This window comes from Jiella marina, assembly GCF_024359545.1.
GTDB lineage: Bacteria > Pseudomonadota > Alphaproteobacteria > Rhizobiales > Rhizobiaceae > Jiella.
Window position 1 is genome coordinate 81925 of the sequence record NZ_JAKQZG010000004.1, and the last position, 23473, is coordinate 105397.

General features: G+C 62.9%; 20 protein-coding genes. 2 read left to right on the forward strand and 18 right to left on the reverse strand.

Features of this window, described 5'->3' with window-relative positions; genetic code table 11:
- Positions 1-268 precede the first annotated feature (268 nt).
- The 5 genes from MF134_RS08770 to MF134_RS08790 form a co-directional block, all read right to left on the reverse strand.
- Entirely contained in the window at positions 269-1477 is a 1209-nt protein-coding gene (locus tag MF134_RS08770) for an OpgC family protein (protein ID WP_255339066.1), read from the reverse strand.
- 16 nt (positions 1478-1493) lie between these two features.
- Positions 1494-3365, reverse strand: a complete 1872-nt coding sequence (gene mdoH / locus MF134_RS08775; protein WP_255339067.1) for a glucans biosynthesis glucosyltransferase MdoH — start codon at positions 3363-3365, stop codon at positions 1494-1496.
- 325 nt (positions 3366-3690) lie between these two features.
- The gene (locus tag MF134_RS08780) at positions 3691-4011 is read right to left on the reverse strand and encodes a hypothetical protein (RefSeq protein WP_255339068.1); all 321 of its coding nucleotides are present in this window, start codon (positions 4009-4011) and stop codon (positions 3691-3693) included.
- Positions 4008-5627 carry a glucan biosynthesis protein gene (locus MF134_RS08785; protein ID WP_255339069.1) on the reverse strand — a complete coding sequence of 540 codons (1620 nt, stop codon included), beginning with the start codon at positions 5625-5627 and terminating at the stop codon, positions 4008-4010. Before MF134_RS08785 ends, MF134_RS08780 begins: the two co-directional genes overlap by 4 nt.
- Before the next feature lie 154 nt (positions 5628-5781).
- A complete protein-coding gene (locus MF134_RS08790) occupies positions 5782-6159 on the reverse strand; it encodes a MarR family winged helix-turn-helix transcriptional regulator (protein WP_255339070.1) in 378 nt (125 codons plus the stop codon).
- 319 nt (positions 6160-6478) lie between these two features.
- On the opposite strand from MF134_RS08790, the gene MF134_RS08795 reads away from it, so the two are divergent.
- Positions 6479-6895: a dihydrofolate reductase gene (locus MF134_RS08795; protein ID WP_255339071.1), complete on the forward strand. Its 417-nt coding sequence runs from the start codon at positions 6479-6481 to the stop codon at positions 6893-6895.
- 11 nt (positions 6896-6906) lie between these two features.
- Here MF134_RS08795 and MF134_RS08800 read toward each other — a convergent pair whose 3' ends face one another.
- The 13 genes from MF134_RS08800 to MF134_RS08860 all read right to left on the reverse strand — a co-directional run bounded on the left by MF134_RS08800 (position 6907) and on the right by MF134_RS08860 (position 22149).
- Complete coding sequence (locus tag MF134_RS08800; protein WP_255339072.1) at positions 6907-7773, reverse strand: aminotransferase class IV; 867 nt, start codon at positions 7771-7773, stop codon at positions 6907-6909.
- Positions 7742-8353 carry an anthranilate synthase component II gene (locus tag MF134_RS08805; protein WP_255339073.1) on the reverse strand — a complete coding sequence of 204 codons (612 nt, stop codon included), beginning with the start codon at positions 8351-8353 and terminating at the stop codon, positions 7742-7744. Before MF134_RS08805 ends, MF134_RS08800 begins: the two co-directional genes overlap by 32 nt.
- A complete protein-coding gene (pabB, locus tag MF134_RS08810) occupies positions 8350-9741 on the reverse strand; it encodes an aminodeoxychorismate synthase component I (RefSeq protein ID WP_255339074.1) in 1392 nt (463 codons plus the stop codon). The genes MF134_RS08805 and pabB overlap by 4 nt, the downstream gene beginning before the upstream one ends.
- A 225-nt stretch (positions 9742-9966) precedes the next feature.
- Positions 9967-10911: a GlxA family transcriptional regulator gene (locus MF134_RS08815; protein WP_255339331.1), complete on the reverse strand. Its 945-nt coding sequence runs from the start codon at positions 10909-10911 to the stop codon at positions 9967-9969.
- 317 nt (positions 10912-11228) lie between these two features.
- Complete coding sequence (locus MF134_RS08820; RefSeq protein ID WP_255339076.1) at positions 11229-12341, reverse strand: Gfo/Idh/MocA family protein; 1113 nt, start codon at positions 12339-12341, stop codon at positions 11229-11231.
- 89 nt (positions 12342-12430) lie between these two features.
- The gene (iolG, locus tag MF134_RS08825; RefSeq protein ID WP_255339077.1) at positions 12431-13423 is read right to left on the reverse strand and encodes an inositol 2-dehydrogenase; all 993 of its coding nucleotides are present in this window, start codon (positions 13421-13423) and stop codon (positions 12431-12433) included.
- 59 nt (positions 13424-13482) lie between these two features.
- Complete coding sequence (locus MF134_RS08830; RefSeq protein WP_255339078.1) at positions 13483-15051, reverse strand: SpoVR family protein; 1569 nt, start codon at positions 15049-15051, stop codon at positions 13483-13485.
- On the reverse strand, positions 15051-16358 hold the full coding sequence (locus tag MF134_RS08835) for a YeaH/YhbH family protein (RefSeq protein WP_255339079.1): 1308 nt from the start codon (positions 16356-16358) through the stop codon (positions 15051-15053). Before MF134_RS08835 ends, MF134_RS08830 begins: the two co-directional genes overlap by 1 nt.
- 41 nt (positions 16359-16399) lie before the next feature.
- On the reverse strand, positions 16400-18340 hold the full coding sequence (locus MF134_RS08840; RefSeq protein ID WP_255339080.1) for a PrkA family serine protein kinase: 1941 nt from the start codon (positions 18338-18340) through the stop codon (positions 16400-16402).
- Between the two features lie 485 nt (positions 18341-18825).
- Positions 18826-19560, reverse strand: coding sequence for an NAD-dependent deacylase (locus MF134_RS08845; RefSeq protein WP_255339081.1), 735 nt, complete (start codon positions 19558-19560; stop codon positions 18826-18828).
- A gap of 66 nt (positions 19561-19626) precedes the next feature.
- Positions 19627-20028 (reverse strand): hypothetical protein, encoded by a 402-nt coding sequence (locus MF134_RS08850; protein WP_255339082.1) that lies wholly within the window; start codon positions 20026-20028, stop codon positions 19627-19629.
- Positions 20029-20115: 87 nt separating this feature from the next.
- Entirely contained in the window at positions 20116-21531 is a 1416-nt protein-coding gene (gene tldD / locus MF134_RS08855) for a metalloprotease TldD (RefSeq protein ID WP_255339083.1), read from the reverse strand.
- A gap of 84 nt (positions 21532-21615) precedes the next feature.
- Positions 21616-22149, reverse strand: coding sequence for an invasion associated locus B family protein (locus tag MF134_RS08860; protein ID WP_255339084.1), 534 nt, complete (start codon positions 22147-22149; stop codon positions 21616-21618).
- 380 nt (positions 22150-22529) lie between these two features.
- On the opposite strand from MF134_RS08860, the gene coxB reads away from it, so the two are divergent.
- The gene (gene coxB / locus MF134_RS08865; RefSeq protein WP_457589962.1) at positions 22530-23468 is read left to right on the forward strand and encodes a cytochrome c oxidase subunit II; all 939 of its coding nucleotides are present in this window, start codon (positions 22530-22532) and stop codon (positions 23466-23468) included.
- The last annotated feature ends 5 nt before the right edge of the window (positions 23469-23473 follow it).

The window sequence follows — 23473 nt, forward strand, 5'->3', positions numbered from 1 at the left end:
GAGCGGTATCGGCCCCTGTGCATCACCCCTGTCCCAGCGACCACGACGTCTCGAACCAACAGCCGCGCCGAGCGCCTCGGGTGTTGTCCTGACGGCAGGAGGGACCAGTATCCTGCCTTGATGTGCGTCAAGATGCCGCAAATCGCATGATGGCGTTTTTCCCGTCTCCGGGTCGGCCGCACTTCAAGCGGTCCCAGGCTGAAAGGCGCGCGGAGGCAGGGTCCGAGGAGGGCGACCGCGCCTGTCATTTCCGAGCGCGGATAGGCGGTCAGGATGGAGAAATGTTCACCCGGGGTCTTGGAGCGGTCTTGCGCATTGTCTCGGAGCGCGCTGCTTCCGAGAGACCTTCGCTTTTGGGCGCAACCGCGACCTTCTGCGCGACGGCCCACCAGTCGAGATAGCGAGCCAGCGTGAACTGGGCCAGCAATCCGAGCCCGATGACCAGCGTATCGAGCGGCAGATACGGTTCCTGATCGTATTTGATCACCTGCCCGATGAGCGAGAGCACCGTACCCAGGGCGAAGACGGGCAGGGAGTGGCGGCCGAGCATGGCAAGCGGATTGTCCCGGCCAATCCGCGAGAAGGGCGATGAGGCCGCAGCATTGGCAAAGATGTAGACGAGTGCCAGTACATGCAGCAGACGCGGCAGGCTGACATAGGTCTTGTCGAAGCCGGCAATCAGCGTGGGCAATGAGAGATCGCCCCAGAGGAACCACAGCCGAAACTTGAGGGTGGCGAAGGCGAACAGAAGGAAAGCGCCGGCCAGCGCCACCAGCCAGGGACGGAAGGCGATCGAATAGCCGCGCTCAATCCGCCGAAACCCGCAATAAAGTCCGCAGGCAAAAATCAGCTGCCAGGAGAACGGATTGAAGAACCATCCGCCGGGCAGGGGATAGGCCGGGACATCGATGCGAAAGATGTAGGCGAGAATCCATGTGAGGATCGACACGCCGAGCATCAGCCTCAGATCGATCCGCGACAGCCAAAGAAGGGCAGGCAGGAAAAGGAGCATGGCCGAATACATCGGCAGGATGTTCACGTAGCCCAGCTGATGACCGAGAGTCGCGAAACCGATCATGGTCTCCAGGGGCTTGGTGATGAAGGACGTCAGCGCGATCCTGTCCATCAACTCGCCGCGTCCGAGGGCGAGAGCTCCCCAGGCAAAGATGCCGACGGCCAGCGTGGTGAGCATGAACTGCACCATCACCAGCACACCCGCACGCCGCCAGGACTTCAGCGTCGCGACCAGCCTGTGACCGGCAAAGAAGAGGCGGCCATAGGCATAGGCCGATGCGAAGCCCGCCAAAAAGACGAACAGTTCCGCGGCGTCGGAGAAGCCGAAATTTCGCGACGTGAAGTGTTCGTAGAGGTTGCCCGGGATATGATTGACGAAGATCATCACCAGGGCGACGCCGCGCCAGAAGTCGACTCGATGGTCACGGCCCATCGGGACGCGGGGCGATAGAACACTCGTCATTTGGATGTCTTAGAACTCAGGCAGGTCCCGGCAAGACCTGAGAGCGTTCCATCGTGGCAATATGAGGGCGCTCGGCCTCGGTCCCGAGCCTGGCGAGCCGCGTCCGCCATTCCAAGCTGGCGAGAATGACGGCTTCCGGGTTCGCCTCGAAGGGCGTCGTGAACAGCCCCGTCCCGCGCAAGAGCTGTCCGAGCCAGGGGCTGCCGGTCAGGCTGATCATCAGCGGCGCCGCCACGAGGGGAATGGCAATGGGCAGGGTCCAGAGAATGAGGTCGGGGGCATAGCGCGTGGTCGCTACAAGCACCACCGCGCCGGCCAGCACCATCCACCAGCTTGCCTTGAATGCCGTCGAAAGCGGCATCCGGCCGTCCTGCCGTTCCGTGGCCGGCCATCCCGCATCGGCGCCGATCAGGATCTCGTAGACCGCCTTCGACTGAAACATCATCATGATGGGCGCGAGAATGCTCGTCAGCACGAGCTCGACCGCCGCTCCGGCGAGCACCAGCCCCCGGCCGCCGAAAGCCTTGCTGCGGCTCGATGAGAGGGCCGATCCGAAGGCGATCAAGGTCTTCGGCAGAAGAAGCAGAACGAAAATGCCGAACAGGAGCAGGAGCGCCTTGGTCGTTTCCGGTTGCGGGAAGACGGGGAACAGGGAACCCGATGGAAAATAGTTAGGCTCCGGCGCCAGGACCGGATCGAGCAGGCTGACGATCAGGAACAAGAGCCAGATCGGCGAGGCGAGATAGGCCATGATGCCGGCGACCAGCGAAACCCGGCTCCAGAGCTTGAGGCCGGGTGCGGCCAAAAGCCGCGTGTGCTGCAGATTGCCCTGGCACCAACGGCGGTCGCGTTTGGCGTACTCAATGATGTTGGCCGGTGCTTCCTCGTAGGACCCTTCCAGGTCCGGATCGACGCGGACCTTGTAGCCGGCGCGGGCAAGGAGAGCCGCCTCGACATAGTCATGGCTGAGAATGTGCCCGCCGAAGGGCGGTTTGCCGGAAAGGCTCGGCAAGCCGCAGCTTGCCGCGAAGGCCCGAATGCGGATCGCGGCATTGTGACCCCAGAACGGACCTTCACGCCCCTGCAGAGCAGCAATCCCGCGCGAGAAAATCGGCGAGAACAGCGCGGCGGAGAACTGCAGGGCGCGGCCAAAGGGCGTCCGGCGGCCGATGATCAGAGGCTGGCTTTGCAGGAGAGCGAGTTCGGGATCTGCGTCCATGCGGGCGATCATCTCGATGATCGTGTCGGCCCGCATCAGGCTGTCGGCGTCGAGGATCAGCATGTACTCGTAGGCGCCGCCATAATTCGTGACGAAGTCCGCGATGTTGCCTGCCTTACGGCCGATATTGCGCTCGCGGTGGCGATAATAGAGCCGGCCCGCCGCAGAGAGTTCCGCCAGAAGCAGATCGTAGACGCGCTTTTCTTCCGCGACATTCTCGGGATTGGTCGAGTCGCTGAGGATGTAGAAGTCGAACCGATCGGCCGAGGGCGTCTGCCGGATCATTTCGATCATCGCAGCGACGCGGGCGAACACGCCGGTTACGTCCTCATTGTAGACGGGCATCAGGATGGCGGTCCGACTTTGCGTGTGCCGCAATTCCTTCGGCGCGGCCGGAATGGGCTGGCGGGAGAAAATTCCGGCCACCGCCGTGTTGAATCCCCAGGAAAGCCAGAGGCAGCAGATCAGCAGAAGCGTGATCTGAGCGATGTGCAGGTAGGTGACGCCGTTGACGGTGACGATGATGAAAAACAGATTGGCCGCCACGGCAGCGAGGACGACCGCAGCCAGGACGAACATCAACCTCCAAGCTGCCAGCATGATCGTCTCATCTCCATCAAGTGTTGCGCGCAGCCGCGCCTGCCTGCCCGTTTGAACGGAAGCCAGCATCCAATCGCGCCGAATTCAGGCGCCGGGCAGAGCCCCTGCTTCCTGTCCATGAAGCCTGACGCCGTTCATGACCGGTCGGTTCCGTTGGCTGGCAAAAAAAGCAGCCGCGGATCCGATCTGCCCGCGACCGAGAGAATTTTGTTGCGCCGCGTCAAGCTCGCATAAAGACGTCGGAGAATGATCTGCAGGCGCTATTGCGGTCTGCCTGTCGGAACCGCGATAGAGTGCGCGGCTGGCGGCAGATGACAGCGAGGGCTGGCCGATAGGGCCGATGTGCCGCAGAACGGCCAACACCCTTGCGGACACCCTCAACCATCCCCTGCATTCATCCGCGGGTCCAGGAGATCCGGATCACAGGCAGCGGGATCGCACGGCGCAGGGACGGCCTGCTCAGCTTCTGCTCCGGCATCGAAAGCCGTGCCGACGGTGCTGGAACCGGGATCGTGCGCAGGAGACCGATCGCTTCCTGTTCGCCCGCAAGGGCGGCCTGGAGAACCTCTTCGGCCTCTGTCGCGGGGCGCCGCTTCGACGCGAGCCGTGTCCGGAGGCCATCGAGCAGGACGTCGTCGGATAGATCGGCCCGACCGATGATCGCGCCGGCGTTCATGTCTTGTGGCGTGGAGCGCACACCTGGGAGTGTGGTCATGCTTCTTCTGTCCATTGATAGAGCCACGTTTCACTTACAATGCGCTGCAGCATTGAAAGTTTCACGCGCAGTTCAACGGCCTGTGAATCTTCTCGCTCGATCTCGATCGAAAGGCGCCAGCCGCCTCCGGGAAGGCGCGACATGCCCTGATGCAGAAGCCTTGCATTCGAAGGCACGTCGATCAGGGGTTCGATCGAGGCGTCCGACGGCAGATTGTGAATCGTGCCGCCTTCGAAATTGATCGCGAACCGTCGGCTCGTGGGATTCTCGTTCGCATCGGCGGCATTTCCGCCGACGCCGACATAGGTGCCGGCGACCCGAGCCAATGTGGTCTGTTCCTGCGGGTCGAGACCCCACAGCATGCGATAGCGATATTCCAGGCTGTCGCCAGCCGATGGCCGGCCTTCTGGGACCCAGAACGCAACGATGTTGTCGTTTGTTTCCGAATCGGTCGGAATTTCCACGAGTTCGACCACACCGCTGCCCCAGTCGCCGACGGTCTCGATCATCAGGGACGGCCGCAGATCGTAGCGCGCTTCGGTGTCCTGATAGTTCGAGAACAGCCGGTCGCGCTGCATCAGGCCGAAGCGGCGGGGATTGGTCTCCTGGAAATAGGAAAGGGCGAGCTTGTCGGGGTTCTTCAACGGCCGCCAGACCATCTCGCCCGAGTTCCGCATGATGTAGAGCCCGTCGCTGTCATGGACTTCGGGCCGGAAATCCTCGTAGTCGCTGTGATCGTTTTCCCCAAAGGTGTACATGGAGGTGAGCGGCGCGATGCCGAGCCGGGTCACTTCCGTGCGCATGAAGAGTCGGCAGGTGACGTCCATCGTCGTCGTATGGCCGGGGGTGATCACGAATTCGTAGGCGCCCGCAACGCTCGGGCTGTCGAGCTCGGCCATGATGCGGATCGAGGCGTCGGTCGGCCGGGGCTGATCGATGTAGAACGCCGTAAAGCGTGGAAATTCCTCGGTCTCGGAGGTGGCGGTGTTGATCGCAAGGCCGCGCGCGGACAGGCCGTAGCGCGTTCCGGTGCCAAGCGCCCGGAAATAGCTCGCGCCCAAGAACGTCACGAGCTCGTCGAAATAGTCGGGCCGCTCGAGCGGGGCATGGATGCGAAAGCCTGCCACACCCGGCAGTTCCAGCGACTGAAAGCGGCTCGGATCGAGCGGCGGCCGATATTCGAAATTGGCCGGATCGAACACGTGCCGCCGGTAAACGCCGCCCCGTCCGACGAAGATGGTCGTGGTGTCCTTGAAGACCCAGCCGGGATAGAAGGCCTGGAGATGGAATTCGCCCGGCTCGCTCCGCCAGAGCGAATGCTCCGGGCGGAAACGAATGGCCCGGTGCTCGTCGTAATTCAGGTCGGCGATCGCCTCGGGAAGGTTCGACTCGGGCGGCTGATATTCTTCCGCGGCGCGCTGCTTCATCTTCTCCGACAGCGCGTCGAAGGTCAGAGGCCTCTCCTCGGTGCCGACCTGCGGCCCCTCGAAAGCTCCATCCTGCGCCCTCGCACGACTGGAGAAGGCGAAGGCACCTGGAAAAGATGCCGCTGTGGCGGCTGCTGCCAGACCGAGCTTGAGCGCGGTGCGGCGAGACTCGTTACGCTGGATTGTCACGGGGCAAATGTCTGCTGAATCTGATGACGATGATCATCAGACTATCGGCAAATGCGGCCAATAAATAGCCGCGATGCGGCGCTGCAAAAAATTTTGCCAGGCATCTTTGCTGCGCCTGCAATCTGAGAACGCCTGGACGCGTCCCTCCGCAGCCTCACCGAAGTCGGCGCAGACGCTGGGTCAGGATTTCTTCCGCTTTCACCAGGGAGTCGCTGAGGACGCCGATCTCCTCATCGCTGAGATTGGACGTCAGTTCCTCTTCCAGCTTGCTCCAGATCTCGCGAACCTCGGCTTGGGCCTTCATGCCAGCTTCGGTCAGCCGCACCATGGTGCGGCGGGCGTCGCGAAGATTGGAGGCCCGCTCCACCAATCCGCGATCGATCAGGCGGTCGAGCATCTTCGAAACGGTAGATGGACGGACCGCAAGCGAGTCGGCCAGCGAAGAAACATTGATCGGATTATCGCGGTCGAGCTTGTCCAGAAGCTGATCCTGGCCAGGATGAAGGTCGATGCGGTCGAGTAATATCGTCAAGAACGCGCGCGTCGACTTGGCAATCGACAAGAGTGAAGGCACGACGGTCGGATCTGACCTGGATTGCATTCCTGTAATGTCCAAAATTCTGTAGATGGGAAACGTTTTCGGACTTATGCAACGGTGCTCCCCCGCAATCTTTTAAGTGGTTTACTAAGTCCACTGCGAAGAGGCGGAAATGCGTTCGGGCGCCGGTTAAAAATTTCCTGTTTCTGCTTTGAGAGCCATGGAAATTCGGCTCAACGACACGAAGTCGCAACTGAACGATCGCCCGGCGAATCGGTTGCCTGGCGGTCGACGGTCGAAATGGAGAGTTTGAATGGCAGACGTGCGGGTCATCTGCGCAATCGGCAGGAGCGGGCAACTCGGCCTGAATGGCGGCATGCCGTGGGAGGGGCGATCCGAGCGCGCCTTTGTCGAGGATGTCGAACGCTTCTTCGAGATCACCCGTGGCCACGTGCTGATTGCCGGACCGAAGACCGTCGCTTCCTTTCCGGATTTCGCTCACAACGAGCGCACGATCGTGGAAATCCGCTCGGGCGAGAAACCGGAGGAGGTGCTCGAGCGATTCGGGGATCGCGTGGTCTATGTGGGCGGCGGACCCTCGGTCTGGACGGCCTACGCGCCGTTTGTCCGCCATTGGGACATCAACACGGTCCCCTATGATGGCGAGGCCGACACCTGGTTCGATCCGGCCTGGCTACTGGCCGGCGGTGGTCGCGCGGGTGTCAGCTGAGGCGGTTGCCCCTACGGGGCTGCGTCGAAAAAGCTCGGATCGATCGCGCATTCCTGCGCGATGGCAAGGCGGAGTTCTCTGGCGAGGATGTCGATCCTCTCGTCACGCGGCTGCGCCGTGTCGTCCCACCGATCGACGGGGGAGATCAGCCTCAGGCTGTTGGTCGCGATCATCGCATTGCCATTTGCCGCACCGGTGGGGAGGGTCGTTTCCTCGACCGTGAGACCGGCCTTGGACGCGTTTTCGATCACCCATTTCCGCGTGATGCCGGGAAGGACGCCTTCGTCGAGGGGCGGGGTGAGGAGGCGATCGCCGTCGATCACGAAGAGGTTGGCGAGCGCCGTCGAGGCCAGTCGGCCAGCCATGTTGAGGAAAAGGGCATCGTCCGCACCCGCGGCCTTTGCCTCGCCGGTGGCAAGAACGGCGTCGAGATAGGCGAGCGTCTTGTGCCGCGAGGTGGGCGAGGTCTCGTTGCGCCGGATCCGCGCGGTCGCGAGCTTGACCGGTGCGAACATCAGATGTCGCACCAGCGGTGCCAGACTGCCGAAGACAGTGGGCTCGGGCTCTGCCGGCGCGGAGAGGCCGCGAGGCCCCGGGCCGCGGGTCACCGTGAGGCGGATCGAGCCGTCCCCGCAACGCTCGGCCAGTGCCACCATGGCCGCTTCGAGCCGCGCCTCAGAGACGGGAATGCCGAGCACGGCGCAGCTCGCCATCAGCCGCGACAGATGATCGGCCTGGCGAAACACGCGGCCATTCAGAACCAGCGCGGTATCGAAAACACCGTCCCCGAGAAGCAGGCCCCGGTCGTTGGCGGCGATGGCTCCGGCCGCCGGCCGGAAGCCCCCGTCAATCCAGATCGCGCTGGGGTCCCCGCTCATGAAAGCGCTCCGCCAATGTCAGAAAGTTTGCCACAATCGTCGCGCCATGCTCGGTGAGGACGGATTCGGGGTGGAACTGGACCCCGTAGGTCGGGTGCTCCTTGTGGGAAAGCGCCATGATCTCCCCCTCGGTGGAGCGGGCGTCGACACTCAGCACATCGAGCATGGCCGGCGTTTCCTCGACGATGAGCGAGTGATAGCGGCCGGTCTTGCAGCCCTGCGGCACATCCTCGAAGAGGCCGGCTGCGCTGTGCTCGATCGTCGAGGCGCGTCCGTGCATCGGCTTGATCGCACGGGTGACATGGCCCTTGAAAACGTCGCCGATGACTTGGTGGCCGAGACAGACGCCAAGGATCGGGACCTGGCCGGAGAGCTTTGCCACCAGTTCGGACGAGATTCCGGCATCCGCCGGCCCGCATGGGCCGGGTGAGACGACGAGGGCATCCGGCGGCGCGGCCAATATCTCCTCGACGCTGGCCTTGTCGTTGCGGGTGACGGTCGTCTCTGCGCCCAGCCGAACGAAATAGCGCGCGACGTTGAAGACGAAGCTGTCGTAATTGTCGAGGACGAGAACCTTCATCGGCTCTCCTCCTGAAAGGCGGCGAAGACACGGGTCGCCTTGGTGAAGGTCTCTTCGTATTCCGCCGCGGGATCCGACAGGATGGTGATCCCGCCGCCGGCCGAAAGGCGTGCGCGGCCGGCTTCGAAGCTGACGGTGCGGATGGCAATGTTGAGGTCCATGGTCCCGTCGAAGCCGAGATAGCCCATCGACCCGCAATAGGGGCCGCGCGCGGTGTTCTCGATCTCGGTGATGATGTCCATCGCCCTGATCTTCGGCGCGCCGGTGATCGAGCCGCCGGGAAAGGAGGCCGCGATGAGATCCGTCGCGCAATAGCCCTCGGCCAGCCGGCCGGTCACGACCGAGACGAGATGGTGGACCGCCGCATAGCTTTCCAGGCCGCAAAGCACCGGGACCTCGACGGAGTCGGGCGTGCAGACACGGGCGATGTCGTTGCGCAGGAGGTCAACGATCATCACGTTCTCGGCCCTGTCCTTTTCCGAGGCGAGAAGCGTCTCCGCCAGAGCACGGTCCTCGGCCGGATCGGCGGAGCGCTTGGCCGTGCCCTTGATCGGTCGGGCCTCCACCATGCCGTCTTGGAGCTTCACGAAGCGCTCGGGCGAGGAGGACGCGATCTGCAGATCGCCGAAGTCGAAATAGGCGCCGAATGGGGCGGCGTTCGAGCGGCGGAGCCGAAGGTACAGCGCGAAGGGATCGAAGGCGGCCGGCAGCTTGGCCTGGAAGGTCTGGGCGATGTTGGCTTGGAAGATATCGCCGTCGCGAATGTATTCGCGCACCCGCTCGATGCCGGCCCGGTAATCGGCCGCAAAGAAGTTGGATCGCCAGTCGAAGCCGCCCGTCCAGGGTGATTGCGCGGTCGAAGCGTGCTGCGGCGCTTCCAGTCGCTCCTGGAACGCGCGGATGCGGGCCGCAGCACGGGCGTCGCGGGCGGCCGCATCCTTTTCCGGATGGCCGGTGGCGATGAGAAAGGCTCGGCGTTCGGAAAGATCGATCGCAAGAACGGTGTCGTACAGTCCAAGCCGGATGGTCGGCTTGGCGGGATCGAGATCGTCAGGCCGGTCGAGCCGTTCCAAGTGATGGGCGAAGTCATAGGCGAATATCCCCATGGCCCCGCCCTGAAAGGGCGGGAGTCCGGGGATCGTCTCGGTCTCATACTGAGCCAGAAGGGATTTCAGCGCGTCGAGCGGCGCTCCGGACAGGGGATGGCCGTCGAGCTTGGCGCCTTTGGCGTCCACCATGAACATCGCGAAGGGATCGGCGCCGATAAAGGCGTAGCGTCCGAGAGTCTCGTGCCGCATCGCGCTATCCAGAAAGGCCAGCGTGCCAAGCGGCCGCAAACGCTCGGCGGCGACGGACGGTTCGATGAAGGCGATCTCGTGATGGCGCATGGCGGGACTTGGACAGAAATTTCCCTGAACCGTCAATCAGGCTTCGCTGCGACCGAAGATGCAGCAAGACGTGTTGCATCAGGTGCCGCAGGAAGGTGAGGCTTCAAGCCGCCCCAAGGACTTTCAATTGCTCGGACGTCTTTCAACTGAACGGGGCTGCCGACGTCTGCCGATCCGGGGCCCTGGTGGCGGATCGCCCGGCAACTCCTGGCCCTGGTCTTCCTTCTATTGGGAGACGGCAGCCAGCACCGCTCGTCCGGCCCGCTCCTGCTGCGGCGTGCGCGAGTAGAGCTCCCGATAGCACTTGGCGAAGTGCGAGGCGGAAACGAAGCCGCAGGCGATGGCGATTTCGATGATCGGCAGTTTCGACTGCAGGAGCAGGTGCCGGGCGCGGTCGAGGCGGATTTCGAGATAGTAGCGCGCCGGCGAGCGGCCCATCTCCTTTTCGAACACGCGTTCGACCTGCCGGCGCGACAGGCCGACCTGCTCTGCGATCTCGGACAGGGAAAGCGGGTCGGCGAGATTGGCCTCCATGATCTCGATGGCTCTCAGCACCTTGACATGATGGACGCCGAGGCGCGCACGCAAGGGGAGTCTCTGGCGATCGTGCGCGCCGCGTACACGGTCGGCCAGGGCCTGCTCGCAGACCTGGTTGACCACGTCGTCCCCGAGATCTTCCTGGATGAGGGCCAGCATCATGTCGAGCGAGGCCGTGCCGCCTGCGCAGGTGTAGATGTTGTGATCCATCTCGAACAGGTCGGCATAGACCTCGACATCCGGGAACGCCTCGCTGAAGCCTGCCATGTACTCCCAATGGATTGCGCAGCGCCGGTTGGTAAGAAGGCCGGAACTGGCCAGGACCCAGGCGCCGGTGCAAAGACCGCCAATGGTGATGCCCCGCTTGTGGGCCTCGCGCAGATAGGAATAGGCGGATCGTTCCTGGAAATGCTCCACGAGGATGCCGGCGCAGACGAGGACCATGGAAGGTCGCTTTTCGCTGAGAAGCGCCCGCCGCTCGTCTTCCAGGGAAGAGGTGGCCTCGACCGTGACGCCGTTCGAGGCGTGGATGCTGCCGCCCTGAACGGAGGCGAGGCGCCAGCGATAGACTTCGCGTCCCGCGACGCGGTTGGCGATCCGCAGCGGTTCGATGGCGGTCGCGAAGGCGATCATCGAGAAGTTCGGAACCAGGAAGAAGACGACGGTGCGCTTCGGCCCCTGGAAGAGGGGCTCGACGTTGTCGCGTCCGGGCGACTTGTCCGATTCCGATCCGCTCCCTCGATCCATGCAGAACCTTTCGAACCAAAACCCGTTGCCAGAACCAATCACCTGCCGAGATGACGAAATTTGGTCCGCCATCTATTGTCGGCAATGTCGTCTTGCGCGCAAGACACCGCAAGAAGGGCCTCACCAGAGCGCCGCGATTTTCCGGCGCGCCGGCTTGCGGCTTACCCGCTGCGGTCACCCGGCGAACAGACCGCGCCGATCTCTCAGAGCGTGACGGGCTTTCCGTTCGATCGGGCGATGGCGTGGATGATCCGCTCGATCACAAGCCCCTCGGCGAAACCGGGTTCACAGGGCGCTCCGCCCGCAATGGCGCTCAAGAGATCGCGCGCTTCGATCACTTTCTGCTCGTTGAAGCCGAAATTATGGCCCGGCGCCGGGCAGAAGGCGGCGAAATCGGGTTGCTCGGGTCCGCTCAGATGACGGGTGAAACCACTTTCGCCCGCCCTGTGAACCCAAAGTTCGTTCATGTTCTCCTGATCGAAGACCATCGTGCCGGCGGTCCCGTGGACCTCCCATTGCAAGCGGCATTTTCGCCCGCGTGCCACCCGGCTCGTGGCGAAACTGCCATGGGCGCCGGAGGTAAACCGGACCAGGGCCATCGCACTGTCCTCGTTCTCCACGGTCTTCGGCCCGTCGGGGGAGGGGCGCTCTGGGATCGCCACGTGGGTCAGGGCCGTGACCTCCTCGACCGGCCCCATCAGGGCAAGCATCTGGCTGACCAGATGACAGCCGAGATCGCCGAGCGCCCCGAGGCCGCCGCCGGCATGGGTCATGCGCCAGGACCAGGGTAGGCGCGGGTCGGAACAATAGTCCTCGTCATAGACGCCGCGAAATGCCGTCGGGGTGCCGATCGCGCCCTGGGCGAGGAGTTGCCGTGCCATCTGAAATGCCGGCGAGCGCAGATAATTGTAGCCGAGAAGCGTCACCTGCCCGGGATGCCTCGCCGCGATGACAGCCATCGCTTCGGCGTCCTCGAGCGTCAGCGCCATCGGCTTTTCCAGCCAGACATGCTTGCCGGCCTCAAGGGCCGCTTCGGCCATGGCGCGGTGGAGGCCGTTGGGTGTCGTGATGGAGACGACGTCCACCGCCGGATCGGCCATCACCTCCTGCCAGTCGCTCGTCGCGCGGGCGAAGCCGAATTGCGCGGCGAGGGTGCTGGCTCTTTCCTCCGGCATGTCGCAGAGGATTTCGAGGCGGGGATGCACGCCGCCGAAGACCAGGGCCACGTTGCGCCAGGCCATGGCGTGGCACTTGCCCATGAAACCGGTCCCGATCAGGGCAACACCGAGCGGCTTGGATGGCATCGCCTTGCTCATTCCCCGTCTCTTTCTCGTGCTGGCATTGCCGAAGCGGGAATCAGGGGGCAATGCTCCGCCCGCCAGCCGTCCCCTTCGATCGAAGGGGATCAGATCTCGACGGCCACCGGCTGCCCGGTCTTGGCGGAGGTGGTGGCCGCTTCGGCCAGGGCCAGAGCGGCGATGCCGTCCTCCAGCGTCACCGGCACCGGCGTGTCCTGAAGGACCGCATCAACAAATGCCGCCCATTCCACCGCATAGGCACGCATGTAGCGCTCCAGGAAGAAGAACTCCGGCTTGGCGCTGACGACCCCGGCCTTCGTCGCCTTGGAAACCGTGTTCTCCAGCACGTTTTCCGCCGACAGCAGCCCCTTGGAGCCGAGCAGTTCCACGCGCTGGTCGTAGCCATAGGCCGCGCGGCGGGAGTTGCGGATGACGGCGATCCGCCCGTCGGTGTAGGTCATGGTGACGACGGCGGTGTCGACATCGCCGGCTGCGCCGATTTCAGGATCGACGAGCGAGCTCGCGACCGCAATGACGCTTTTCGGCAAGGCGCCCATCAGGAAGTTGGCGATGTCGAAATCGTGGATCATCATGTCGCGGAACAGGCCGCCCGAGACCTTGATGTAGGCCAGCGGCGGCGGCCCCGGATCGAAGGAGGTGACGGCCAGCATCTCGGCCTTGCCGATCTCGCCCGCCGTTGCAGCCGCGCGGATCGCCGCGAAATTCGGATCGAAGCGGCGGTTGAAGCCGATCATCACGGGCTTGCCGGAGGGGCGGGTCTTTTCGAGGCAGGCCTTGGCGCGGGCAAGCGACAGATCCACCGGCTTTTCGCAGAGCACCGCTTTCCCGGAGGCGGTTGCGGCCTCGATCAGATCCGAATGTGTGTCGGTGGAGGTCGCGATCAGCACGGTGTCGATCGAATCGTCGGCCAGAATGTCTTCCGAGGTGCAGGCACGTGCGCCGAATTTTGCGGCGAGGGTCTCGGCCGCCGGCATGTTGACGTCCGACACCGCCGCGAGTGTGCTTTGCGGATGGCCGGCAATGTTGACGGCATGAACCTGTCCGATCCGCCCGGCGCCGAGCAAGCCGACCTTCAGCATTTCCATTTCCTCCCGATGGGGCCAGTCATTGTGATGCGGCTGGCATCCGGTCGTTCGCCCTAGCGAAAGGCGCGCGACGGCGAGCCGTCATGGGCGGCGATTGTTTCGCCGTTCTCGATTTCCAGAAGCTTGACGTCGTAGCCCCAGAGATTCGCGAGGTGATGTAGCACCTTTGCCGCGTCGGCAGAATCCAAAGTGATGCCGTCGACGATGTTGTGGTGCAAAATCAGCTTGCGGTCGCCGGCCAGATCCACGTCAGCCACCTGGATGTCGGGATCCTGCCGACCCACGTCGAACTGGCGGGACAACGACTTGCGCACGTCGCGATAACCGCGCTCGTCATGGATCGAGGCGACGAGGATCTCGTCTTCTTCCGAATCGTCGATCAGCCGGAAGAGCTTGTGCTTGCGGATGATGTTCGGGCTCAGGAACTGCAGGATGAAGCTCTCGTCGCGATAATTCGCCCAGGCATCTTTCAACACGCCATAGGCGTCGCCGCAGCCGGCAAAATCCGGGAAGAAGGCCTCGTCTTCGGGCGTTGGACGAAGCGCGATGCGCTCGATGTCCTCCATCATCGCAAAGCCCAGCGCATAGGGGTTCATGCCCGAATAGCGCGGATCGTCATATTCCGGTTGGAAGACGACGCTGGTGTGCGAATGCAGGAATTCGAGATAGGCGCCGTCCGTCAGTTTGCCCTGTTCGTGCAGCCGGGTCATCAGGCGGTAATGGGTGAAGGTGGCGCAGCCCTCGTTCATCACCTTGGTCTGGCGCTGCGGATAGAAATATTGCGCGATCTGGCGGACGATGCGCAGCAGTTCGCGCTGCCAGGGGGCCAGCAGGGGCGCGTTTTTCTCGAGGAAATAGAGGATGTTCTCCTCCGGCAGGCCGAGCATCTGCCGGCGCCGGTCCTCGTCCGGATTGCGCTTGGCGCCCTTCTTGGCCTTCGGCAAGGTGCGCCAGAGATCGGAGAAATGCTGTTCGGCGAAAGCCTGACGCTCTTCCAGGCGGCGCTGCTCGGATTTCAGGTCCGGCGTGTGCTTGCCGGGATAGCGATGAACGCCATGGCTCATCAGCGCATGGGCGGCATCGAGAACCTGCTCGACCTTTTCCTGCCCGTAGCGGTCCTCGCAGGCCGCGACATATTTCTTGGCGAATGACAGATAGTCGAGAATGCTGGTGGCGTCGGTCCACTGCTGGAAGCAGTAATTGTTCTTGAAGAAATGATTGTGGCCGAAGGCGGCATGCGCGAGCACCAGGGTCTGCATCGTCGCGGAGTTTTCCTCCATGATGTAGACGATGCAAGGCGAGGAGTTGATGACGATCTCGTAGGCAAGCCCCTGCCAGCCCTTGCGGTAGAGCGTTTCGTTGCGCACGAACTGCTTGCCGAACGACCAGTGCTTGTAGAACATCGGCATGCCGGTCGAGGCATAGGCGTCGAGCATCTGCTCCGACGTGATCACCTCGATCTGGTTCGGATAGATGTCGAGGCCGAGTTCCTGATCCGCGACCTCCTCGATCGCCTCGTAGATCCGCGAGACGAGGCCGAAATCCCAATCGCGGCCGGTAAAGAGAGGGGCGGCGGCGTCCTGCCGCTTGCGGGGCTTCGCCATCACGTCTCGCGCCACCATCAATTCGCCTCTGCCATCTCGTCGCGCTTCTCGAACAACTCGCGGAAGACCGGATAGATGTCGCGGCGGTCGTTCACCTTGCGCATGGCCATGGGGAGTTCCGGCCGGACGAGTTCCCGATAGGCGCGCCAGAGGGTGGTCTCCTGGCGGGCGAAGACACCGTCGTCGCGGTCATAGTCGCCCCGGCCGACCTGCAGATAGGCGTAATATTGCGACATGGGCAGGATGGTCTCGCGCAAGAGCGCGACCGTGCGGGCGTTGTCGGAGGAGAGATTGTCGCCGTCCGACGCCTGCGCGGCATAGATGTTCCACTGGTCCGCGGGGAAGCGCTCCTTGGCGATCCGGGCCATTTCGATCAGGGCCGAGGAGATCACCGTGCCGCCGGATTCGCGCGAGTGGAAGAAGGTCTCCTCGTCAACCTCCTTGGCCTCGTGGGTGTGGCGGATGAAGACGATCTCGACCTGCCGGTAGCGCCGGGTCAGGAACAGATAGAGCAGCGAGAAGAAGCGCTTGGCGAGATCCTTCATGTGCTCGTCCATGGAAGCCGAAACGTCCATGAGGCAGAACATGGCTGCCTTGGCGATCGGCTCGGGTGTCACTTCGATGCGCCGATAGCGCAGGTCGACCGGGTCGATGAAGGGAACGACCCGGCTCCGGCGCTCCTGCCGTTCGATCTCTGCCTTGAGTTCGTTGATGCGCGCCTTGTCCTTGCCGGCCTCCTCCTCCAGCGCGGCAAGCTCTTCGTGCATCGCCTCAAGCGCTTGGCGGTTCGGCCGCTTGAGCGCGATCCGGCGAGAGAGGCTGCGCCGCATGGTGCGGCCGACCGACAGCGAGGAGGGGGGGCCGGACGTGCGGAAGCCGGCGGGCTGCCGCTTTTCGGCCGCTTCCCCCATCACCTTGCGCTTGGCGAGATTGGGCAGTTCCAGGTCTTCCAGAAACAGATCGAGGAACTCGTCGCGCGACAGGACGAAGCGGAAACTGTCCTCGCCCTCGCCGTCTGCGCTTCCCTCCGAGCCCGAGCCGCTGCCCTGTTTCGGGCGATCGATGCGATCGCCGGAGACGAACTTCTTGTTGCCGGGCAGGACGTAGTCGCGCATCCCGCCATTGCGGCCGGCATGAAAGCTCGGCTCGCTCACGCCGTCAGCGGGGATGGTGACGGCACCGCCGCCATCGATCTCGCGGATCTTGCGAGCGCCGGACGTTTCACGGACCGCCTGCTTCACCAGAGCTTTCGCCCGCCGGATGAAGCGCTGGCGGTTTGCGAGGCTCTTGCCCCCCGGGTCGAGACGACGGTCGATGATATGCATATTCGATCCGTGGAAAGAGCAGAACGTCGAACAGCCTACGCTCAGCTTGCCTGTCTTACACGCATATACCATTCGACGAGGCGCCGCACCTGTCGCGGGGTAAATCCACGCTCCACCATGCGGTCGACGAATTCGTTATGCTTCTTCTCGGTCTCCGAATCCTTTTTCGAGCCGAAGCTGATGACGGGCAGCAGGTCCTCGACCTGGCTGAACATGCGCTTCTCGACGACGTCCCGGATCTTTTCGTAGCTCGTCCAGGACGGATTCTGACCGGCATTGGCAGCGCGCGAGCGCAGCGAGAACTTCACGACCTCGTTGCGGAAGTCCTTCGGATTGGCGATGCCGGCCGGCTTCTCGACCTTGGTGAGTTCCTGGTTGAGGAGGTCGCGGTCGAGAAGCTGTCCGGTGTCGGGATCCTTGAAGTCCTGATCCTCGATCCAGGCGTCGGCATAGGCGACGTAGCGGTCGAACAGGTTCTGGCCGTAATCGTGATAGGATTCCAGATAGGCCTTCTGGATCTCGTTGCCGATGAACTCGGCATAGCGAGGCGCCAGTTCCGCCTTGATGAACTCCAGATAGTCGCCCTCGACATCCTCGGGAAACTGCTCCCGGCGCACGGCCTGCTCGAGCACATACATCAGATGGACGGGGTCGGCCGCCACTTCCTCCGTATCGTGGTTGAAGGTTGCCGACAGCGCCTTGAAGGCAAAGCGAGTCGAGATACCGTTCATGCCTTCGTCGACGCCGGCGGCGTCGCGGTATTCCTGCAGGGTGCGGGCCTTGGGGTCGACCTCGCGCAGGCTTTCGCCGTTGTAGACCCGCATCTTGGCGTAGAGCGCCGAGTTTTCATGCGGCTTCAGACGCGAGAGGACGGCAAAGCGGGCCAGCATTTCCAAAGTGTCGGGCGCGCAAGGGGCTTCCGCGAGCTCCGAGCCCTGCACGAGCTTTTCGTAGATCCGCGTCTCCTCGTCGACGCGCAGGCAGTACGGCACCTTGATGACGTAGATCCGGTCGATGAAGGCTTCGTTGTTCTTGTTGTTCTTGAAGCTCTTCCACTCCGCCTCGTTGGAGTGGGCCATTATCATGCCGGTGAAGGGGATCGCGCCGATATTCTCCGAGCCCACATAGGAGCCCTCCTGCGTCGCCGTCAGCAGCGGATGCAGCATCTTGATCGGCGCCTTGAACATCTCGACGAATTCGAGAACGCCCTGGTTCGCCCGGTTCAGCCCGCCGGAATAGGAATAGGCGTCGGGATCGTTCTGGGCGTACATTTCGAGACGGCGGATATCGACCTTGCCGACGAGCGAGGAAATGTCCTGATTGTTCTCGTCGCCCGGCTCGGTCTTGGCGATGCCGATCTGCTTCAGCCGCGAGGGCATCAGCTTGGCCACCTTGAACTTCGAGATGTCGCCGCCGAATTCGTCGAGCCGCTTGACGCACCAGGGGCTCATCAGCCCCGAAAGGCGCCGGCGCGGAATGCCGTACTCCTCTTCGAGGGTCGCACCCATGGTTTCGGGATCGAACAGGACGAGCGGGCTTTCGAAGACGGGGCTCAATTCGTCGCCCGCCTTCAGCACATAGATCGGCTGATCTTCCATCAGCGACTTGATGCGCTCGGCCAGCGAGGACTTGCCGCCGCCGACGGGGCCGAGGAGGTAGAGGATCTGCTTGCGCTCTTCGAGACCCTGTGCCGCCTGGCGCAGGAAGGCGACGATCCGCTCGACCGTCTCCTCCATGCCGTAGAAATCGGGAAAGGCCTTGTAGGTGCGGATCGTCCGGTTCTGGAAGATGCGGCCGAGCCGGGAATCCTGCGACGTGTCCACCATTTCCGGCTCGCCGATCGCAGCCAGGAGCCGCTCATGCGGGCCGGCAAAGAGGATCGGGTCGGTTCGACAGGCATCGAGATAGTCGGCCAGAGACATGACCGTCTCCCGGCGCTGCTCGTATGACTTGGCGTACTGGTCGAATAATGCACTCACCACCCACCTCCATTCGCCAAACCGAGCATTCGAACCATGGCTGGCCGCTCGGCGCTACCTGATCAGTCTGGGCAACTGCCCGATGCTACACAAGTCAAATTATTGATAACAATCATTAAATTAATCGAATTCGAACGATCTGCTCTTGCCGGTCGCGCCGCTGCCACAAACTGATTCGCGCCGGATGCGTGTCCCCGGAGATTTCTTGCGCTGCAGCGACGCATCGCACTGCAAAAGAGTTTCACTTGCAGCCTGTTTTAGCAAGTGGTGTCGGCCTGAAACGCGTGCAATGGCCTGTTGGATAACACCAACTTGTCCTGCAGAGGCCAGCCTCGTCGGCAAGTTCTGGCGGCGGCTTCAAGCGTCGCCGTTTCGCCTCGGCTCTCCTAGCTTCGACACGAAAAGCGATACGGATGCAGGCCGAGGCCGATCACCAAAGCGTCAGTATGCCGCGATTCCAGCTGGCCGAGACTGAAAGGCAAACGCCGTCAGGCTGGCCTGTCCGCCAGCATGTCCTTGACGAAGGCGGGCACGAGCACCGAAGCCGGGCCGTGGCGGGCCTCGTCGAAAAGGACGGTTCCTTCCGAGGGCTCGAGATTGAGTTCGAGCGTGCGGATCCCGGCCGCGCGGGCTTCGGCGACGAAACCGGCGGCCGGATAAACGGCGCCGGACGTGCCGATGGAGACGAACAGGCCGGCTTCCATCAGACGCTCGTAGATCGTGTCGAGATGATAGGGGATCTCGCCGAACCAGACGACGTCCGGCCGCATGCCGCCGGGCGCGTTGCAAGACGTACAGACCAGCGCCTGCGACAGATCACCAGCGGCTTCCGCCTTCCCACCGCAATGGGCGCAGAAGGCCTTCGCCAGTTCGCCATGCATGTGGATCACATTTCGGCAGCCGGCCCGCTCGTGCAGGTTGTCGACATTCTGGGTCACGAGGGTAACCTGCCCTGGATAGCGCTCCTCGAGCCGGGCCAGCGCGAAATGCGCCGGGTTCGGCTCGACGGTGCGGAGGCCGGCCCGTCGCGTATTGTAGAATTCGTGGACACGAACCGGATCCCGCGCAAACGCTTCCGGGGTCGCCACGTCCTCGATCCGCACCTTCGACCAGACGCCGTCCTTGTCGCGGAAGGTCTGAACGCCGGATTCGGCGGAAATGCCGGCACCGGTGAGGATGAAGATGGAAGAAATTGTTTTCTTTGGAAAGTGTTGATCGCCCATTCTCGTAAAGTCGATTACCGTAACGTATGGATCAAGCCAAAGATAAATATGCGAGTGTGTCGCGTATCACTGAAGCGCATATAGATTCGCCATATCAAGTGCGAAGGGGCAGACGTAATCGTATCGAAGCCGAGGATCTTGGGTAAACAAGTGAAACGCAATCAGCTGCGGTACATACAAATTTGGATCCGCGCGGCTACTATACTGGTATAAGTTTCCAGTGCGCTGGAGATCCTTAGGAATTTTGGAAATATCGCCTTCGCAGGGCATAGCCCAGAACCAGGCTCCCGCAATATTGACAGCCGCTGTAGCCTCAGCATCAGAAAGTCCGTGGTTGCGCGATAAATCTTTAAAATAATTCAATGAACTTTGAACGAAGGTAGACTTATTAAACGGAATAATGCGTCCAGAGGCCGGAGAAATTATGAATCCTGTCAGGCTAATGCAGAAAACTACTTTCTTTAACACTTCCTTAATCCTTGAAAACGACTGAACGCGTCAGTTCGAGAGGATGATGAAGGAGTCTAAGTCTGCTTCGACCGCCATGCCTGCGCCTCAAGTCTCCGTGCCGCCGACCGTCACCTGATCCATCCTGAGATGCGGCTGGCCGACGCCGACGGGAACGCCCTGGCCGTTCTTGCCGCACATGCCGATGCCGGTGTCGAGGGCGACGTCGTTGCCGACCATCGAGACCCGGTGCATGGCTTCCGGGCCGTTGCCGATCAGCATGGCGCCCTTCAGGGGCTCGGCCACCTTGCCGTCGCGGATCCGGTAGGCTTCGGTGCAGCCGAAGACGAACTTGCCCGAGGTGATGTCGACCTGCCCGCCGCCGAAGGAAACGGCATAGATGCCGTCCTTGACCGAAGCGATGATCTCGTCGGGCGTATGCGGGCCTTCCAGCATCATCGTGTTGGTCATGCGCGGCATGGGGACATGGGCGTAGGACTGGCGCCGGCCGTTTCCGGTGGCGGCCATGCCCATCAGCCGGGCGTTCTGGCGGTCCTGCATGTAGCCGACGAGCTTGCCATCCTCGATCAGGACGGTCTTGTTGGTCGGCGTGCCTTCGTCGTCGATGGTCAGCGAGCCGCGCCGCTCGGCGATGGTGCCGTCATCGACGACGGTGACGCCCTTGGCGGCAACCTGCTGGCCCATCAGGCCGGCAAAGGCGGAGGTCTTCTTGCGGTTGAAGTCGCCTTCCAGCCCGTGGCCGACCGCTTCGTGCAGCATCACCCCGGGCCAGCCGGAACCGAGCACGATATCGAAGGCGCCAGCCGGGGCGGGGACAGCCTCCAGATTGATCCGGGCCTGCCGCAGCGCCTTGTCGGCGATCGCCTTCCAGCTGTCCTCGACCAGGAATTCCCCGAAGCCCCGACGTCCGCCGGCGCCGAAGGAGCCGGTCTCCTGACGGTCTCCATTGCCGCAGACCACCGAGACATTGATGCGCACGAGGGGGCGGATGTCCTTCACCAGCCGGCCGTCGGCGCGCAGGATCTCGACGTTCTGCCACGTCGCGCCCAGCGTCGCCGAGACCTGCCGGACATCGTCACCCTGCGCGCGGAGATAGGCGTCGATCTCTTGCAAGAGCTTCACCTTGGCCTCGAAGCCGGGGGAGGGGATCGGGTTCTCGTCGCTGTAGAGCTTGGCGTTGGTGCCCGCCGGCGGCTCGGCAATGGTGCCGGAATAGCCGGTCTTCACCGCCGCCACCGCATCGGCCGCGCGCATCAGCGCGGCCTTGGAAAAATCGCCGGCATGGGCATAGCCCACAGCCTCGTTCGCCACGGTGCGAAGGCCGAAGCCCTGGTCGGTGGAGAAATTGCCGGATTTCAGCCTGCCATTGTCGAAGGCGAGAGATTCCGACTCTCGGTATTCAAGGAAGAGTTCTCCGTCGTCGGCGCCATGAAGCGTCTGGCCGAGAATGGCTTCGACCTCGGCTCGGGAGATGTCGAATCGCTCCAGAAGGGAGAGGGGCATGGCGAAAGGCTCCTGACGGAAGAATGTCTCCGGCAGATAGGTGGGCTGTCGAGCCTTGCCAACGTCCCTTGCGATCCGTCCGGACTACTGCAGCGCGTCGAAGCCTTCGCGAAAACCGTTCAGGTCGACCGGAATGCCGATCCCCTGCTCGGGGGTCTGGAAGACGATGAAGGTGGCGGTGGTGCCGGTCGACAAGGTCTCGAGGAGCGTGTCCTCCAGGATCACCTCGGCGTAGCAGCCATCGGAAAAGCAGCGCACAAACTGTGCCCGACCGATGTCCTTGCCATCGACGTAAAGGCCGAGGCCGTTGGGCAGCAGAATGCCAAGGGGGGCGAGGACGCGCAGGATCCGCGCCTTCTGGTCCGCCGTCTTCAGGGCGACGACCGACAGGCCGATCTCCGGCCGGTCCTCGGCAACGACGTTCTGCAGAAGGGCGCACTGCTCGCTGGAAGCGCCGGCCGGTTGATCGCAGACCACGGCCCAGGCCCCATGCTGGGACTTCACCGTCCCTGTGGCGCCCGACTGGGCGAGAGCGGGGCCGGTGCCGACTATCAGGGCCGGTGCCAGCACGGCTGCGATCGCGACGAGCTTGGCGAGCGGCTTCAGCGCATTCATCATGACGAAATCCGAATCAATTCGATCTTTTCAGACTGCCAGTTTATGGCAAACAATCGGTTACCGCCGCCTTTCAAGGTAGCAATCTAAGACGGACAGCGAAACTCCGAAAGCCCCGGTGCCGCCCTTCCCCGCACATTGAACCCGAAATACGGCGGAAGGCTTGCCGGCCAAGCGCTTGGCCGGTCGCCAGCACGACGCTGAATGACGTCGGGGCAGTCCAAGCCTTTGCGAATGTGTCGCAAGCGGGGCGTGCCGATATTGAGTTGCGGTTCGGCGGTTTTCGTGATTTTAAGCGGCCGGGTCGCCGGAATTTAGGATTATTCGATGCTGGGGGTACCGGTCCGATGGGGCCGAGTGTCCGGCGGTACGTCAGGGAGAATATGCGAGTGAGACGATCGACCATTGCCGCCGCGGCGTTGCTCTCGTCGGTTGGTGCTGCCATGGCTCAGGACGGGGGTCCGATGCTTCCGGGCCAGCCGCACGACTGGCAGATCACCTTGCAGGATGCGCTGTCGCCGATCCAGGAGCAGATCCACTGGTTCAGCGACTACACGCTGGCTTTCATCATTCCGATCACCATTCTGGTCGCCGCGCTTCTGGGCTGGTGCATCTATCGGTTCGCCGAAAAGAAGAACCCGAACGCTTCGCGCACGAGCCACAACACGCTGATCGAAGTCGTTTGGACGATCGCGCCGGTCATCATCCTCTTGTTCCTGGCGGTGCCCTCCTTCCAGCTCCTGACCGCGCAGTACAATCCGCCGAGCGAGCCCGAACTGACCGTCAAGGCGACCGGTTACCAGTGGTATTGGGGCTACGAATATCAGCCGAGCAATACGTCGCAGGAAGCTCAGGCCGATCCGGTGTCGTTCGATTCCTATCCACTGTCGCAGCTCACCGATCCGCTCGAAGACCAGTATGCCGCGATCGAGGAAAAGGGCGGCGAAGCGCTCTATCCGCGCCTGCTGGCCGTCGACAACGAGATGGTCGTGCCGGTCGATACGGTGATTCGTCTTCTCTCCACCTCGGGTGACGTCATTCACTCCTTCGCCCTGCCGTCGATGGGCGTGAAGGTCGACTCGGTGCCGGGCCGGATCAACGAATACTGGTTCGAGGCATCGCGTGAAGGCATCTTCTACGGCCAGTGCTCGGAGCTCTGCGGCCAGAACCACGCCAACATGCCGATCGCGGTGCGCGTGGTCTCGAAGGAGCAGTTTGCCGACTGGTACGCGGCGGCTGGCGGCGATCTCGAGGGCGCCAATGCTGCGCTGACGGCGGCCATCGAGGCCGACAAGGCCGACGTCGAAGTCGCCAAGCGATAAGTTTC